The following is a 16039-nucleotide window of genomic DNA, read 5'->3' as shown; positions in this document are numbered from 1 at the left end:
CTGTCGGCAGCGCCTCAACCGTCGATAAAACGCTCCGCCAGCTCCAGTTGGGAATTGGCCAGGCGGTGCAGTTCCTGGCCGATCTGGGTGCTGCGCCGGGATTGCTCGCTGCTGGTTTGCGCCAGGCTGACAATCTGGGTGATCTGCTGGTTGATCTGCTCCGCGACCTGGCCCTGCTGTTCGATGGCCGTGGCCATCTGCAAGCTCATGCCGGTGATCTGCCCGACCTCGCCACCGATCCGGTGCAGCGCCTGTTGCAGTTGCTCCACATCGTTGCGTGACTGGCGCGTCGCCGACTGGCCGCGCTGGGCGGTAGCCAGGGCGTGAGCACTGCCGCTGCGCAAGCGCTCGATGGAGTGCTGGATCTGTTCGGTGGACTCGCGGGTGCGGGTGGCCAGGCTGCGCACTTCATCGGCGACCACTGCGAAGCCGCGCCCGGTTTCCCCGGCGCGAGCGGCCTCGATGGCGGCGTTCAGGGCCAGCAGATTGGTCTGTTCGGCGATGCTGCGGATCACCTGGGCGATGCCGCTGATGGACTCGATGGACTCCGCCAGTTGGCTGACGGCCTGGCCGATGTCTTCCACCGAGGTGCCCAGGCCGGTCATCGAGCTTTGGCTCTGTTCGGCGATGCGCTCGCCGTCGTGGGCCAGGCGGTCCACGGCCTGGGTGGCCTGGGCTGCCTGATGCAGGTTGCGCGACAGGTCCTGGATGGTCGCGCTCATCTGGTGGATCGCCGCCGCCGATTGTTCGGCTTCTTGCAGTTGGCGCTGCAACTGCCCGGCCTGGGCCTGGACCAGCAGCGACGATTCCTCGGCGCTTTGGCGCAGGGTCTGGCCGTTGATGCGAATGCGCGCCATCACCGTGCGCATGCGGGTTTTCTGCGTGTCCAGGGCCATGCCGAAGCGGCTGGCGTGGCCTGGGTGGTCGCCGTGCAGGGCGGCCAGCAGGCCATCGCTGTAGACCTGTGGGTGGCGGCTGAATACCTGGCGGCTATCGGCCCGTTGCCGGGCGCGCCATTGCCAGCTGGCGGCCAGCAGCCCGCCGAGGACCAGCAGCCCGGCACCGGGGGCAAGCCAGCCACCGAGCACGGCGCCGCCCACCGTCAGCGCCAGCAGCCAGCTCAGGCCCAGGCTGCGGGCGTGTTGCACCAGGCGCGCGCCCAGGCCCTGTGGGTGCTGCCCGGCGCCCAGGCGGCGGTAGAGGCGTTGCGTCGGCGCCAGCAGTTCGCCGGGCAGCGGGTGGTAGGTGGTGCCCAGTGCGGTCAACTGCCCGGCGTCGTACAGCGGCACCACATACAGGCTGCACCAGAAGGTTCCGCCCTGTTTGTGCCGGCCCATCAGCGGCGCGGTCCAGGGTGTGCCGCTGCGCAAAGTGGGCCACATGCGCTCGATCACCCGGGGCGGCATCTGCGGGTGGTTGATCATCTGGTGCGGCTGGCCCAGCAGCTCTTCGCGGCTGTAGCCGCACAGGTCGAGGTAGGCGTCGTTGCACCACAGCAGCGTGCCCTGGGGGTCGAGGCGCGAGATCGGCATCTCCGGCTCGGCCAGGGACGTGCCGCTGACTGCTGGCAATAAAGGGTTGGCCATACAAGGCTCCTGGTCAGCGGCGCGGGCCACGCTCGGCGTGCATTTTGCGCACCATGGCGTCGAAGAATTTGACCGCAAAGCCGCTGTCGCGGATCAGCATGGCCGTGAGGTCGGCGCATTTCTCGCCGATCTCGGCGCTCAACGGGTTGTCTTCGCCGCCCAGGGCGCCGGCCTGGCATTGGATTTCCGCCGCGCGCTGCACCGTCCACAACAGGAAAAACGCCTTGGCGATGCTGCTTTCGCCCACCGCGATGCCGTGGTTGCGCAGCACCAGGATGTGCTTGTCGCCGAGGCTGTCGATCATCCGGCTCTTCTCGTCGTCGAACAGGGTGATGCCTTCGAAGGTGTGATAGGCCACGCGGCCGTACAGTTGCGCGCCGTAGAAATCGTTGTGGCCGAAGCCGGCTTTTTTCATCACCACCGCCGAGATCGGCGTGGTGTGGGTGTGGATCAGGCACTGGATGTCGTCCCGTGCGCCGTGCACCGCGCTGTGCAGGGCGAAGCCTGCGGGGTTGCCGTCGTAGGGCGAGTCTTCGAGCTTCTTGCCGTCGAGGTCGACCTTGAGCAGGTTGGCCGGGGTCACCTCGCTGTAGTTGAGGCCGAACGGGTTGACCAGGTAATGGTGCGCCGGCCCGGGCAGGCGCGCGGAGATGTGGTTGAAGATGGTTTCGGTCCAGCCGAAGAAGTCCACCAGGTGGTAACAGTGGGCCAGTTGAACCCGCAGGGCCCATTCTTCGGTGCTGCAATTTTGCGTGGGCTGCGAGGCGGTGGGGGAAGTCAGTTGCGACATGTAGAAGTCCTTGTGCGGGTGAGGTTCAGTGGCGCGCCTGGTCGCCGCGAAAACGCGCCAGGGCAATCAGGTTGCGGGTGATCGGCATGGCGATGGCCATGTGCTCGGCCAGTTCCAGTACCGCGTCGCCAATCGCCGCCAGCTCCAGCGGGCGTCCCTTGTCGTAGTCCTGCAGCATCGAGGTGCGCACCGGGCCCATGCCCGCCCCGAGTTCGAGAAAGGTCTGCGGGTCGATGCTGACCCGGGCGCCATGGGCGGCGGCGGTAAGCAGGGTTTCGTGGAGCGAGGCGCTGACCAGTGCTCGCAGTTCCGGCAGGCTGTAGAGCTGTTCGAGGGTGGCGCCGGTGATCACCGACAACGGGTTGGAGGTGATGTTGGCGATGATCTTGGTCCACAGGTTGTCGCGGATGCGGTCGGTGGCCCGGGCCTCGATGCCGGCGCTTTCCATCAGCGCCCGTACCCGCTCCAGACGCGGGCTGAGGCGGTTGTCGGGCTCGCCGAAAATCATCAGGTGCGGGTTGTTCGCCAGGGCCACCCCAGGCGTCGGGCAGTGGGCGGTGATAAACACCACGCAGCCCAGCACATGGCGCAGGTCCAGGGCGTCGGTCAACAGGCCCTGCGGGTCGACGGCCTTCACCCGCTGCCCGCTGAAGCGCCCCTCCTGGCCGTGGAAATACCACCAGGGCACGCCGTTGATCACCGGCACCACCACGGTGTCGGCGCCGATCAGCGGCTGGATCTGCGGCAGCAATTGGGCCAGCGCCGGGGCCTTGGTGCAGAGCAGCACCAGGTCCTGCTCGCCGAAGGCCCGGGGATCGTCGCTGGCATTGACCCGGACCCGGTGCTCGCCGTCCAGGTCCGACAGCTGGATGCCGTCGCGCTGGATGCTGGCCAGGGTGGTGCCACGGGCCAGCACGTTCACCGCCTGGCCGCTGGCGGCGAGGCGTGCGGCCAGGGTACAGCCGATGGCGCCGGCACCGGCGATGCAGATGCGCATGGGGGACGTGTTCATTGCGACTCCAGTTTCAAGGGCAGGCCGCCCTGGCCGATGACTGGCCAGGGCGGGCGCTGCAAGGGGGCGGCGCCAGGGTGGCTCAGGTGGCGAGCATTTCCTGGTGTTTGCTGGCCAGCCCCAGGTAGGCCTCGATCACCCGAGGGTCGTCGGCCAGTTGCCGGGCCGGGCCCTGCATGGCGATCTGCCCGGTCTCCAGCACATAGGCGTAGTCGGCGACCCGCAGCGCGGCGCGGGCGTTCTGTTCCACCAGCAGGATCGACACCCCCTGTTCGCGCAGGGCGCTGATGATGCGGAAGATCTCGCGGGTGATCAGCGGCGCCAGGCCCAGGCTCGGTTCGTCGAGCATCAGCAGCTTGGGCTTGGCCATCAGCGCCCGGCCCACGGCGAGCATCTGCCGTTCGCCACCTGAAAGAGTCGCCGCCAGTTGCTCGCGGCGCTCCCACAGCCGGGGGAACAGGTCATAGACCTCCTTGAGGGTGGCGGCGTAATCGCGATCGCCCCGGCGATGACGCTGGAAGGCGCCCAGCAGCAGGTTGTCGGCCACGCTCATGCTGGTGAACAGCTCGCGTTTTTCCGGCACCAGGCCCAGCCCGCGCGCGACCATGACCTCGACCTCCGGCAGGCCTTCAAGGCTGCCGTCGAAGTGCACCTGGCCCCGGGAACCGAGGACCCCCATGATCGCCGAGAGCAGGGTGGTCTTGCCGGCGCCGTTGGGCCCGATCACGGTGACGATCTGGCCCTTGCCCACACTCAGGCTGGCGTTGCTCAGGGCTTCGACCTTGCCGTAGGCCACGCTCAGGTCGCGGATTTCCAGCACCGCATCGCTGACCAGGTTACGCGGCTGCGCGAGGGCTGCACCGTGGGGCTCAGAGGGCACCGACATCGGCGTATTGATCATTGCGCTGCTCATTCCACGCCTCCCAGATAGGCTTCGAGTACGGCCGGGTCTTTCTGTACGTCTTCGGGCAGGCCCTGAGCGATGCGCTGGCCAAACTCCATGACCACCACCCGGTCCACCAGGCCCATGACGAAGTCCATGTCGTGCTCCACCAGCAGGATCGCCATGCCTTCGCTGCGCAAGCGGCTGAGCAGCACCCCGAGGGCTTCTTTTTCTTTCAGGCGCAGGCCGGCTGCCGGCTCGTCGAGCAGCAGCAGGCATGGGTCGGCGCACAGGGCGCGGGCGATTTCGAGGATCCGCTGTTGGCCCAGGGCCAGGCTGCCGGCCGGTTCATGCAGGCAGTCGCCGAGGCCGACCCGTTCCAGCTGGCGCCGTGCTTCGTTGAGCAGCTCGGCTTCTTCACGCCGCTCAAGGTGCAGCGCAGCCGCCATCACCCCTTGCCGGCCGCGCAGGTGGGCGCCGATGGCGACGTTCTCCAGCACGCTCATGTCCGGCAGCAGCTTGACGTGCTGGAAGGTCCGGCTCAGGCCCATGCGTGCCACTTGCCGTGAACTCAGGCCGTTGACCTTGCGCCCCATGAACAGCACATCGCCGGAGGTCGGGGTATCGACCCCGGACAGTTGGTTGAACAGGGTGCTCTTGCCGGCGCCGTTGGGGCCGATCAGGGCCAGGATTTCACCGCTGTGCACCGCCAGGCTCATGTCGTTGTTGGCCACCAGGCCACCAAAGCGCTTGGTCACATGCAGCGCTTCGAGGATCTTCTGGCCATGGGCCGGCAACTCGCGGCGCGGCAGGGCGGCGGCGTTGAGGTCGACCGCAGGTGCTGCCCGGCGCATCTTCAGACGCGCCGGCAGCCAGCTCACCAGCATGGGCCACAGGCCGCCCGGGGCGCGTTGCATCAACAGCACGATCAGCACGCCGAAGACGATGGTCTCGTAGTTGCCGGTGTTACCCAGCAAGTGCGGCAGCAAGTCCTGCAGCCACTGCTTGAGCATGGTCAGGATGCCGGCGCCGAGCAGTGCCCCCCAGACGCTGGAGACCCCGCCGATCAGCGCCATGAACAGGTAGTCGATGCCCATGTTGAGGCCGAACGGGGTCGGGTTGACGAAGCGTTGGGTGTGGGCGTACAGCCAGCCGGAGATCGCCGCGAACACGGCGGAGATGACAAAGATCACCATCTTCGAGCGGAAGGTGTTGACCCCCATGGACTCGGCCATCAACTGGCCGCCCTTGAGGGCACGGATCGCCCGGCCTTCCCGGGAGTTGAGGAGGTTCTGGGTGATGACGATGGCCACCAGCAGAATCACCCAGATCAGGTAGAAAATCTTTTCTCCCTTGTCCAGTTGCAGGCCGAACAGCGAGATCGACGGCAGGCCGCTGACCCCGGTGTGGCCGCCCAGGGACTCCAGGGTGCCGAACAGGTAATACAGGGACAGGCCCCAGGCGATGGTGCCCAGCGGCAGGTAATGCCCCGACAGCTTGAGGGTCAGCGCCCCCAGCAGCAGCGCCACGCCGGCAGTCAGCACTACCCCCACCAGCAGGCTCAGCCACGGCGAGCTGCCGGCCCAGGCCAGCCACACCGGCAGTTGCTCGGTGGTGGTGAGGTAGGCCGAGGTGTAGGCGCCCAGGCCGACAAAGGCCGCCTGACCGAAGCTGGTCATGCCGCCGACGCCGGTCAGCAGCACCAGCCCCAGCACCACCAGGGTGTAAAGGCCGATGTAATTGAGCAGGGTCACGTAGTAGGGCGGCAAGGCCAGCGGCGCAATGCCGAGGATCAGCACCAGGGCCAGCAACAGGTAGCGCGGGTTCATTCTTCTTCCTCCACATGACGGCTGGTGAGCGAACGCCAGAGCAGGAACGGAATGATCAGGGTGAACACGATGATTTCCTTGTAGGTACTGGCCCAGAACATCGAGAACGCTTCGATCAGGCCTACCGCCAGGGCGCCGAGGGCGGCCGCCGGGTAGCTGACCAGGCCGCCGATGATGGCGCCGACGAAACCCTTGAGGCTGATGATGAAGCCCGAGTCGAAATACAGGGTGGTGATGGGCGCGATCAGAATCCCCGACAAGGTGCCGATCAGCGCCGCCAGGAGAAAGGTCGACTTGCCCGCCAGGGTCGGCGAGATGCCCATCAGTCGCGCGCCCATGCGGTTCACCGCGGTGGCGCGCAGGGCCTTGCCGTACAGGGTGCGTTCGAAGAACAGGTAGAGCCCGACGATCAGCCCCAGGGACACCGCCAGCACCCACAGGGTCTGGCTGTTGAACGTCACCGGGCCCAGCTCCAGGCCGGCCTCGGAGAACGGCGCGGTGCGCGCGCCTTCAGGGCCGAACAGCAGCAGAGCGATACCCACCATGCTCACGTGCACCGCAATCGACACGATCAGCAGCACCAGGGAGCTGGCCGACGCGATCGGCTGGAACACCAGGCGGTAGATCTGCGGGCCCAGCGGTACCACCAGCGCCAGGGTCAGCAGGGCCTGGATCGCCATCGGCAGTTCGGCCAGGGGCAGGGTGCGGATCAGCCCGGCGATCAGCAGGGCATAGCCGAGCTTGAGCAGGATCCGTTTCGGAAAGGCAAAGGCCCGGCTCGAACGCGCGGCGGCCCACAGGTCGAGCAGGCAGTCGATCAGCGTCAGCCCGAGCAGCAGCCAGATCAGTGCGGTCGGTTGCCCGGCCTGCAAGCTGGCCATGGTCAAGGCGCCATAGGTCACGAATTCACCCTGGGGGATCAGCAGGATCCGGGTCACGGTGAACACCAGGAGGATCGACAAGGCCAGCAGCGCATAGATTGCGCCATTGGTCATGCCGTCCTGGCCCAGCAGCATGGCTATCTGGAAATTCATAATGAGAGCTCTTTTTTCTACCGGTTGAAAATCACGCTGGACCGGCCTCGGCGGGGTCGGCCGCGAGGCGGGTCGAGCACGTCAGGCATGACGTGCCCCGGGTTCGATCAGTTGTCGCGCAACAGGGTCCAGTTGCCGTTCTTGACCACGATCAGCTCGCGACCGCGCTCATCGAAGCCGCTGTGGTCCTGCGGGGTCATGTTGTAAACCCCCTGGGTGCCGGCCAGTTCGTGGCTCTGCTCCAGGGCATCACGCAGTGCCGCGCGAAATTCCGGGGTGCCGGGTGCGGCCTTCTGCGCCGCGATCGGGATCGCCTTCTGCAACAGCAGGCCGGCGTCGAAGGTGTTGCCGCCAAAGGTCGCGGGCGCACTGCCGGTGAGTTTCTGGTAGGCGGCGGTGTAGTCGCTGGCGATCTTTTTCGACGGGTGGGAATCAGGGATTTCGTCGAGCACCAGCATCAGGCTCGCCGCGAGGATGGTGCCCTCGACCTTCTTCCCGCCCAGCTTGAGGAAGTCCGGCAGGGCGGCGCCGTGGGTCTGGTACACCTGGCCGCGATAGCCCTGGTCGAACAGGGTGGTCTGAGGCATCACCGCCGAACTGCCGGGGGCCGCCACCAGCACCGCGTCGGGGCGTGCGGCCAGTACTTTCAGGCTCTGCCCGGTGACGGAGGTGTCCTGGCGCTGGAAGCGCTCATTGGCCACCACCTTGATCCCGTGCTCGGCCGCCAGGCCGCCCATGACCTTGGCCCAGTTCTCGCCGTAGGGGTCGGCGGTGCCGATGAAGCCCAGGGTTTTCACGCCCTTTTTGCTCATGTACTCAAACAGCGCCTTGGCGATCAGGTCGTCGTTCTGGGTGGTCTTGAACACCCATTTCTTCTGCTCGGTCATGGGCAGCACCACTGCGGCAGTGCCGACTGGCGCCAGCAATGGCACGCCGGCTTCGGCGACGAACTGGATCACCCCCATGGCGTTGGGCGAGCCGCTTGGGCCAATGATTGCGTCGACTTTTTCTTCGTCGATCAGCTTCTTCAGCGCCTTGACGGTGGCGGTCGGGTCGCTGGCGTCATCCAGGGAAATGTACTTCACCGTCTGCTCGCCGGCCTGGGTCGGCAGCAGGGCGACGGTGTTCTTCTGCGGCAAGCCGACCAGGGCGATGGGGCCGGTGGAGGAGGTGATCACCCCGACTTTCACTTCAGCCTGCGCGGCACTGGCGCAGGCGACACTCAACAACAACGTGGACACGGCTTTTCTGAAGAACATGACTTTCTCCGAAGCGTTGCAAGGCGATGCAAGGGGCGAGTGGCTAGCCCTCCCGACGCCCGAGGGCGACGGGGGTGGCCTGTTTTTATCGAGTGGCATGGGCGTCGTGGTGGCTCACCTGACGCCGCCTGTGCTGACCGACCGATGACTCATCGGCCAGGAGGCGAGGACGGCAAAAGCAGATTGCATGCCAGAAAAATCTGAAGCACGGCGCCTCGGGTGTTACCGCGCCTTGCTGACGATGGGGCAATCGAGGGTCGGTTGAGGGGGCGGTGGCGGGGGCTGGATCGAGGTGTCTGGCGGGCCCGCAAAAAGCCCATGCACACCGTGTGGAGCAAGGCGTTGATCTGGATCAAGGAAGGGCATTTTCAGGGTTGGAGACGGCCTCTGAAAAGTGCAAAAAATTGTGTTTTTTAGGGCTTGAAAATGGCCTGTTTTGAGCCCTGTTTTTTATTGAATCGGAACGTATTTTTTTGCGTGTTTCGAGCTGTGTCTTCGCCTTTTGTTTGTTGAGAGTGATTTTCATCATGTTCATATATTATTGATAAATAACGATAAAAAGACTGATTTAGGGGTTTTTAGGGTTTTTTAAGGTCTGTTACCAAAGTGCACGCCACTGGTGCGATCGGGTAAAAAATGCACCGAAAATACACACTCTTTTATTTGGGAAAATTCAATTGACATTTCACGTAAATATTATGATTTTAGATTTAAGCGATTGCCCCCCGGTTGCGGTCGGGTACATCCGTTCTGGCGAGAGTGGGCCAGTGATCTAGGAAGCAGGTGAAAGGCATGTCGATCGTCGTCGAAGAATTAGCGTTAGGTGGGAGCGGCAGCTCGGTAATGGTCAAAGACACCATTGATATCGCCGGCTATGCGACCCGCGCTTCGAGTTATGCACTGGCCGATGCGCCGGCTGCCACCGAGCATGCGCAGGTGGTGCAGGCCTTGCTCGCGGCCGGTTGCCGGATCAGCGGCAAGACCAGCCTGCATGAGCTGGCCTTTGGTACCACCGGGATCAACGCCTGGGTCGGCACGCCGCCGAACCCGCGTTACCCGGGGCGTATTCCCGGCGGCTCATCCAGCGGTTCGGCCGCTGCGGTGGCAGCCGGCCTGTGTGATTTCGCCCTGGGCACCGACACCGGTGGTTCGGTGCGCATCCCGGCCGCCTGCTGTGGGGTGTTCGGGCTCAAGCCAAGCTTTGGCCGGGTCAGCCGTGAAGGCGTGATGCCGGCCCGTAGCACCCTGGACTGCGTCGGCCCGCTGGCCGCCAGCATCGAGCGCCTGATCGAGGCCATGCAGGTCATCGACCCCAGCTTTGGCCCACTGCCAACCGTCGACCACATCAGCATCGGCGTGGTGCCGGTGGTGGCTGCCGCCGAGATCCAGGCGGCCGTCAACCAGGCCCTGGAGCGCTGCGGCTTGCACCTCGGCGAGCAACCATTGCCCGGCATGGCGGCGGCCTATGACGCCGGCATGGTGGTGATCAATGGCGAGACCTGGGCCGCCTGTGGCCATCTGTTGCCCGGTGGGCGGGTTGGCGCCGATATCGCCGGCCGCCTGCAGGCCGCCAGCCAGACCAGCGCCGCCGCCCTGGCCGAGGCCGAACGCGTGCGCCAGGCCTTTAGCGCCGAGGTCGATGCGGCGCTGGCGCGCTTCCCGATCCTGGCCATGCCGACCATGCCCGACTACCCGCTGGCCCTGGCCGATGCGGCCGACACCCGTGCGGTGCTGGGCATGACCGCCCTGGTGCGGCCGTTCAACCTTTCCGGTCACCCGGCCCTGAGTCTTCCCCTGGAAGGCGCTTCAGGACTACCGGTAGGCCTTCAACTCATTGCCGCCCACGGCGCGGACGAGCTGCTTTGTGCAGTGGCCCGCGAGCTGGTCCGGCGTCTGGAAGACTAATCGTCATGCTTACATTGGAGAAACCCATGACTGTGCTTAGCGAGCTGGACCATCAGCGCGGCGCGCCGATCACCGCGGGTGAAGAATTCCAGCAATTGCTGGTGGAGATCCGTGCCCGGGCCCGGGACGAAGAATTCGATCGCCAGAAGTTCATTTCAGCCGACGTGATCGAGCGTTTCCGCACCCTCGGCGTGTACCGCGCCCTGGTGCCCAAGCGCTTTGGCGGCGACGAGCGTTCCCCTGCCGAGTTCTGCCAGATGGTCGAAGACATTTCGATCGCCGACGGTTCGGCCGGCTGGGTCGCCAGCTTCGGCATGAGCCCGGTGTACCTGGCGGCGCTGCCCCTGGACACGATCAAGAAAATCTACGCCGACTCCCCGGACGTGGTGTTCGCCGGCGGTATCTTCCCGCCGCAGCCGGCGACCTTTGTCGAGGGTGGCCTGGAGGTCAACGGCCGTTGGAAATTCTCCAGCGGTTGCATGGGCGCCTCGCTGATCGGCGTCGGCATCGCCCCGAAAAACGGCGAGATGCTCGGCTTGCCGCGCCTGGCCGTGATGCCACGGGAAAAGGTGCGGATCGAGGAAACCTGGAACGTGGTCGGCCTGGTCGGTACCGGCAGCCACGACGTGGTGGTGGAGAACGTGGTGGTGCCCGAAGAGTGGACCTTCGTCCGCGGCGGGCCGGCGAACCTGGATGAGCCGTTTTTCCGCTACCCGTCGCTGTCGTTCGCCACCCAGGTGTTGTCGGTGGTCGGTCTCGGTGTGGCCCGCGCGGCCCTGGATGAACTGAGCGGCATGGCCTCCGGGCGCATCTCGGTGACCGGTGCGCCGTCGTTGTCCGACCGGCCCCTGGCCCAGGTCGAGATGGCCAAGGCCGAAGCCTCGTTGCGCGCCGCGCGTTCCTGGTTCTACCAGGCCATCGATGACGCCTGGAGCAGTGTCCTGGCCGGCGACCCGGTGACCCTTGAGCAGACCAACATGCTGCGCCTGTCGTCGACCCACGCCACCCGCGTCGCCGCCGAAGTGGCACGCACCGCGCAGATGCTCTCGGGCATGAGCGGGGTGTATCGCAGCAGCCCGCTGTCGCGCTTCGTCAACGACACCCAGGTCATCACCCAGCACGCCTTCATGGGCGACATGACCTACCAGAACGCCGGCGCCATTTTCTTCGGCAACAAGCCGCTGCCGGGTTACCTGTAATTTTTTTCCAACCTTTGACTGGTGAATTTCATGACCGATAAAAAAGCCCTGCGAGTGCTGTTCTGCATTGGCATCAACCAGAACTTCTTCGACGCGCCGCGCCCCGAGGCCCTGGAGGTCTGGGCCGCTTTCGGCGAAATGTGGCACGGCATCGCCGACCTGCCGGGGGTCACCGTGCTCGGCAACATGGACGACGACCAGAGCATGGTCGGGCCGTCTGCCGGCTGGCCCTGGACCACCTACCTGCTGGCCGACGTGCCGGACATCGAGACCGTGCACGCCGCCTGCAACCTGTTCCGTACCACGTCGGTGGGCGATGGCCCGTACAAACTCTGGAAGTACTGCAAGGTCGAGGCCCGTACCGGCCGCGAACTGATCATCCAGCGCTGAGCCGAGGCCGACCCCATGTCATCACAAGAGCGCATCGAGGCCCTGGAGCAGCAACTTGACCAGTTGCAAAGCGAGCACGCGATCCGGGCCTGCATGAACCGCTACATGCTGCTGTGCGACGAACTGGGTGTCGGTTCGCCGCTCGCCGAGTTGGCGGGGCTGTTTACCCTCGACGCGGTGTGGGAAGGCAAGGGCGCCAAGTACCGCGACAGCTTCGGTGGCTACCGGGGGCGCGAGGCGATCAGCGCCATGTTCGCCACCTACATGGTCGAGCCCGCGCACTTTGCCCTCAACGTGCACTTTTTGACCTCGGAGCTGATTCAGGTCCAGGGCGATGCCGCAGACGCGAGTTGGGTGATGTTGCAGACCTCGACCTTCGCCAGCGGCGCCTCGCACCTCAACAGCGCGCGCCTGACGGTGCGTTTCGCCCGGGAACAGGGGCAATGGCGCATGGCGCATTTCCAGACCGAAAACCTGTTCAGCCGTCCGGTGGACCGCTGGAACAGCGACGCCCAGTTGCCGGTGCCGGCCAAGGCATAGCCCCAGAATTCTTAGAGTCGGCGCCACACGCCGACAAGGAGTGATCGTGAATAACCTGATAAACACCGTAACCCTGGAATCCAGCCCGGCCGACCTGGTGCTGCACGACCGCGTGCACACCTCGCTCTACACCGATGGCCGGATCTTCGACCAGGAACTGGACAAGATTTTCTACAGCACCTGGATCTGGGTCGCCCACGCCAGCGAGATTCCCGACTCCGGCAGCTACAAGAGCACCTACGTCGGCAAGCAGCCGGTGATCGTGGTGCGCGACCGCAAGAAGGATGTGCACGTCCTGCTCAACCGCTGCCGCCACCGTGGGGCCACGGTCTGCGAGCACAAAAAGGGCAAGACCAACAGCTTCGTCTGCCCGTACCACGGCTGGAGCTACGCCCTGGACGGCAGCCTGCGCGGCGTGCCGCATCCCGAGAGCTATGGCGATTGCCTGGACAAAAGCGAGCTGCCCCTGGTGAGCCTGCGGGTCGAGCAGTACAACGGCATGATCTTCGCCACCTTCAAGGACGACATCGAACCACTGTCGGACTTCCTCGGCCCGGCCAAAAAGTGGATCGATCTGTTCATGAAGCAGGGCGCCGGCTACCCGGTCAAAGTCGGCGGCGAACACCGTTTCCGCTTCCCGGGCAACTGGAAGATCCAGCTCGAAAACACCACCGATGCCTACCACTTCCCGCTGGTGCACAAGTCATTCCTGTCCTCGGTGGATGAACAGACCCTGGAACTGTTCGATTTCGTCGAAGGCCCGGGCTATGTCGAAGACCTGGGCAACGGCCACAGCGTGATGGTGATGATCCCCGATCTGGTGGACCTGGAAGCCAACCTCGACCTGCCGATCCCGGAACGCTTCCAGGAACTGGCCGAGCAATTGCGCGCCGAAGGCCAGGACGAGGAGGCCGTGCGCCGCATCGTGCGGGCGGTCGGTGGCTCCGGGTTCAACCTCAATCTTTTCCCCAACATCGCCTGCTCGATGGCGTTCTTCCGCGTGCTGCAACCGATCGCGGTGGATGAAACCGAGATCCATCACGCAGTGATCACCATGGACGGCGGCCCGGCCGTGGCCAACCGCTACCGCCTGCGCCTGCACGAACACTTCCAGGGCCCGATGGGCTTTGGCACCCCGGACGACTCCGAGGCCTGGGAGCGGGTACAGCGTGGCGCCAGTGCTGGCACCGACCTGTGGATCATGCTCAACCGTGGCCTGCCGGGCGAAACCCCGAGCGCCGATGGCCTGGTCAGCGACGTCAGTGCCGAGACCGGAATGCGCGCTGGTTACCAGCAGTGGAAAAAGATGATGTCGGCCTGAGTCGACGGAGAACCCCATGATCAATCTGCAATTGCTCAACCAAGTCACTGCCTTCATCTGGCAGGAAGCGGACATGCTCGACCATGGCGATTTCGTCGATTGGCTCGACCTGTGGACCGAGGATGCGACCTACATCATCCCCATCGACCCGCTGGAAACCGATTTCGAGAACACCCTGAACTACGCCTATGACAACCACCATATGCGCCAGCTGCGGGTCACCCGCCTGACCAGTGGCGAGTCGATCTCGACCACGCCACGGGCGCGTACCGTGCGCAGCCAGTCGCGCTTTCGCCTGCTGGCCGACGAGGGCGGGGTGGTCACCGTGCGCTGCGCGCAGAACCTGCGCGAGTTCCGCAAGGACGTGCTCAAGCAGTACACCGCCGATGTCACTTTCCAGCTGGTGCGCAGCGGCGACAGCTTCAAGATCCAGCGCAAGCTGATCCAGTTGATCAACTCCACCGACACCCTCGCCGGTATCGGCTACATCCTCTGAGGAGCCAGGCATGACACAGGTAGCATTGGTCACCGGCGCCGCCAGCGGGCTGGGTGCAAGCATCGCCGAACAGCTGTTGGCGGCAGGGTACCGGGTGGTGCTCAGCGACCTTTCGCTGGCCGCGGCCCAGGCCACCGCCCGGGAGCTCGACGCCAGCGGCGAGCGGGTCCTGGCGTTGCAACTGGACGTGGCCAGCAAGGCCGATTTCGAGGCGGCGCTGGCGGCGGTGCTGCGCACCTGGGGCGTGCTGCACGTGGTGGTCAACAACGCCGCGATGACCATGACCACGCCGCTGATGCAGATCAGCCCGGAGGAGTTCGACCGGGTGACCAGCGTCAACCAGCGCGGGACTTTCGTCGGTTGCCAGGTGCTGGGCGGCTACCTGGCCAGCCAGGGCTACGGGCGCATCATCAACATGGCGTCCCTGGCCGGGCAGAACGGCGGCACCGCCACCGGCGCGCATTACGCCGCCTCCAAGGGCGCGATCATCACCCTGACCAAGATCTTCGCCAAGGAGCTGGCGGCGTCCGGGGTCACGGTCAATGCCATTGCCCCGGGGCCGATCGAGTCGCCGGCGGTGCGTGCGGCGGTGCCACCCGAGCGCCTGGAAACCCTGATCAAGGGGATTCCGGTGCAGCGCCTGGGCAGTGCCGACTTTATCGGCCGCGTGGTGGTGCAACTGGCCAGCGAAGAGGCCTTCTTCACCACCGGCGCAACCTGGGATGTCAACGGCGGGCTCTTTATGCGCTGACCCCGATCGGGGTCGCGAACCCACACGCAGGGCCGCCATGGCGCGGCCCGTTACCACGAAATCTGGATGATCCTGTATGAGCGATCAAGTATTGAAAGTCGTCGTGCGCAAGCGCGAAGAGCAGGGCGACGGCGTCGTCGTGCTGGATCTGGCCGACCCACTGGGGCAGCCGTTGCCGGCGTTCGAGGCCGGGGCCCATGTGGATGTCCACTTGAAGCCGGGGCTGGTGCGCCAGTACTCGCTGTGCGGCGACCCGGCCCAGCCCCTGGCCTATCGCCTGGGCGTGCTCAAGGACCCGGCCTCGCGCGGCGGATCGCTGGCGGTCCACGAGCTGTTGCTTGAAGGCCGTGAAATCGAGATCAGCGCGCCGCGCAACCACTTCCCCCTGGCACCGGATGCGCGGCGTTCGATCCTGATCGGCGGCGGCATCGGCATCACCCCGATGGTGGCCATGGCCTATGCCCTGAATGCCCGCGACAGCGATTTCGAACTGCACTACTGCGCACGTTCCCGCAGCCGCAGCGCCTTTCTCGAGGAGCTGGGCAACGCCGCCTTCGCCCCGCGCCTGCACACCCACTTCGATGACGAAGCGGATGCGCAAAAGCTCGACCTGGCCAAGGTCCTGGGCAGCCCGCAAGCCGGTGTGCACGTGTATGTCTGCGGCCCGGCGGGCTTCATGGACTGGGTGATCGCCCAGGCCATCGCCCAGGGTTACGCCGACGACCATGTGCACCGCGAGTACTTCCAGGTCGACGTCGATGCCTCGGGTGCGGGCTTTGAAGTGCACGCCGCGCGCAGCGGCAAGACGGTGCAGGTGGCCGAGGGCCAGAGCATCGTCGAGGCCCTGGGCGCGGTCGGGATAAAAATCGAGATTTCCTGTGAACAGGGGGTCTGCGGCACGTGCCTGTGCGACGTCCTGGAAGGCGAGCCGGACCACCGCGACGTCTACCTCACAGATGAAGAAAAACAGGCCAACGACCAGATTCTGGTGTGTTGCTCGCGGGCCAAGTCCAAGAAGCTGGTGCTGGATATCTGATACACCGG

The 16039-nt window shown here is 65.3% G+C and carries 15 protein-coding genes; 8 read left to right on the top strand and 7 right to left on the bottom strand.

Annotated features, from left to right (window positions below; translation table 11 throughout):
- Positions 1-14: 14 nt before the first annotated feature.
- The 7 genes from JFU57_RS30110 to JFU57_RS30080 all read right to left on the bottom strand — a co-directional run bounded on the left by JFU57_RS30110 (position 15) and on the right by JFU57_RS30080 (position 8393).
- A complete protein-coding gene (locus JFU57_RS30110) occupies positions 15-1586 on the bottom strand; it encodes a methyl-accepting chemotaxis protein (protein ID WP_201131778.1) in 1572 nt (523 codons plus the stop codon).
- Between the two features lie 13 nt (positions 1587-1599).
- On the bottom strand, positions 1600-2376 hold the full coding sequence (locus JFU57_RS30105) for a class II aldolase/adducin family protein (RefSeq protein ID WP_201131777.1): 777 nt from the start codon (positions 2374-2376) through the stop codon (positions 1600-1602).
- A gap of 25 nt (positions 2377-2401) precedes the next feature.
- Entirely contained in the window at positions 2402-3388 is a 987-nt protein-coding gene (locus JFU57_RS30100; protein ID WP_078473981.1) for a ketopantoate reductase family protein, read from the bottom strand.
- An 82-nt stretch (positions 3389-3470) separates the two neighbouring features.
- A complete protein-coding gene (locus JFU57_RS30095) occupies positions 3471-4274 on the bottom strand; it encodes an ABC transporter ATP-binding protein (protein ID WP_078474009.1) in 804 nt (267 codons plus the stop codon).
- 23 nt (positions 4275-4297) lie between these two features.
- A complete protein-coding gene (locus tag JFU57_RS30090) occupies positions 4298-6100 on the bottom strand; it encodes a branched-chain amino acid ABC transporter ATP-binding protein/permease (protein ID WP_201131776.1) in 1803 nt (600 codons plus the stop codon).
- Positions 6097-7134: a branched-chain amino acid ABC transporter permease gene (locus tag JFU57_RS30085; protein WP_201131775.1), complete on the bottom strand. Its 1038-nt coding sequence runs from the start codon at positions 7132-7134 to the stop codon at positions 6097-6099. The genes JFU57_RS30090 and JFU57_RS30085 overlap by 4 nt, the downstream gene beginning before the upstream one ends.
- A 107-nt stretch (positions 7135-7241) precedes the next feature.
- Complete coding sequence (locus JFU57_RS30080) at positions 7242-8393, bottom strand: ABC transporter substrate-binding protein (protein WP_201131774.1); 1152 nt, start codon at positions 8391-8393, stop codon at positions 7242-7244.
- Between the two features lie 792 nt (positions 8394-9185).
- Between JFU57_RS30080 and JFU57_RS30075 the strand changes: the two genes are divergently transcribed.
- From JFU57_RS30075 to JFU57_RS30040, 8 genes are all read left to right on the top strand, one after another.
- A complete protein-coding gene (locus JFU57_RS30075) occupies positions 9186-10298 on the top strand; it encodes an amidase (RefSeq protein ID WP_201131773.1) in 1113 nt (370 codons plus the stop codon).
- Positions 10299-10324: 26 nt separating this feature from the next.
- Positions 10325-11497, top strand: coding sequence for an acyl-CoA dehydrogenase family protein (locus JFU57_RS30070; protein ID WP_078473986.1), 1173 nt, complete (start codon positions 10325-10327; stop codon positions 11495-11497).
- 30 nt (positions 11498-11527) lie between these two features.
- The gene (locus JFU57_RS30065) at positions 11528-11887 is read left to right on the top strand and encodes an IacB protein (RefSeq protein WP_078473987.1); all 360 of its coding nucleotides are present in this window, start codon (positions 11528-11530) and stop codon (positions 11885-11887) included.
- A gap of 15 nt (positions 11888-11902) precedes the next feature.
- The gene (locus JFU57_RS30060; RefSeq protein WP_078473988.1) at positions 11903-12427 is read left to right on the top strand and encodes a nuclear transport factor 2 family protein; all 525 of its coding nucleotides are present in this window, start codon (positions 11903-11905) and stop codon (positions 12425-12427) included.
- 46 nt (positions 12428-12473) lie between these two features.
- Positions 12474-13748 carry an aromatic ring-hydroxylating oxygenase subunit alpha gene (locus JFU57_RS30055; protein WP_078473989.1) on the top strand — a complete coding sequence of 425 codons (1275 nt, stop codon included), beginning with the start codon at positions 12474-12476 and terminating at the stop codon, positions 13746-13748.
- Between the two features lie 19 nt (positions 13749-13767).
- Entirely contained in the window at positions 13768-14244 is a 477-nt protein-coding gene (locus JFU57_RS30050; RefSeq protein WP_078474010.1) for an aromatic-ring-hydroxylating dioxygenase subunit beta, read from the top strand.
- A gap of 10 nt (positions 14245-14254) precedes the next feature.
- A complete protein-coding gene (locus JFU57_RS30045; protein ID WP_201131772.1) occupies positions 14255-14995 on the top strand; it encodes an SDR family NAD(P)-dependent oxidoreductase in 741 nt (246 codons plus the stop codon).
- A gap of 76 nt (positions 14996-15071) precedes the next feature.
- The gene (locus tag JFU57_RS30040; protein WP_201131771.1) at positions 15072-16031 is read left to right on the top strand and encodes a PDR/VanB family oxidoreductase; all 960 of its coding nucleotides are present in this window, start codon (positions 15072-15074) and stop codon (positions 16029-16031) included.
- Positions 16032-16039: the final 8 nt, after the last annotated feature.

Origin of the sequence: Pseudomonas sp. TH07 (assembly GCF_016651285.1) — a bacterium.
In the GTDB taxonomy this organism is placed as follows: domain Bacteria; phylum Pseudomonadota; class Gammaproteobacteria; order Pseudomonadales; family Pseudomonadaceae; genus Aquipseudomonas.
This window is presented reverse-complemented; position numbering and strand designations above follow the sequence as displayed.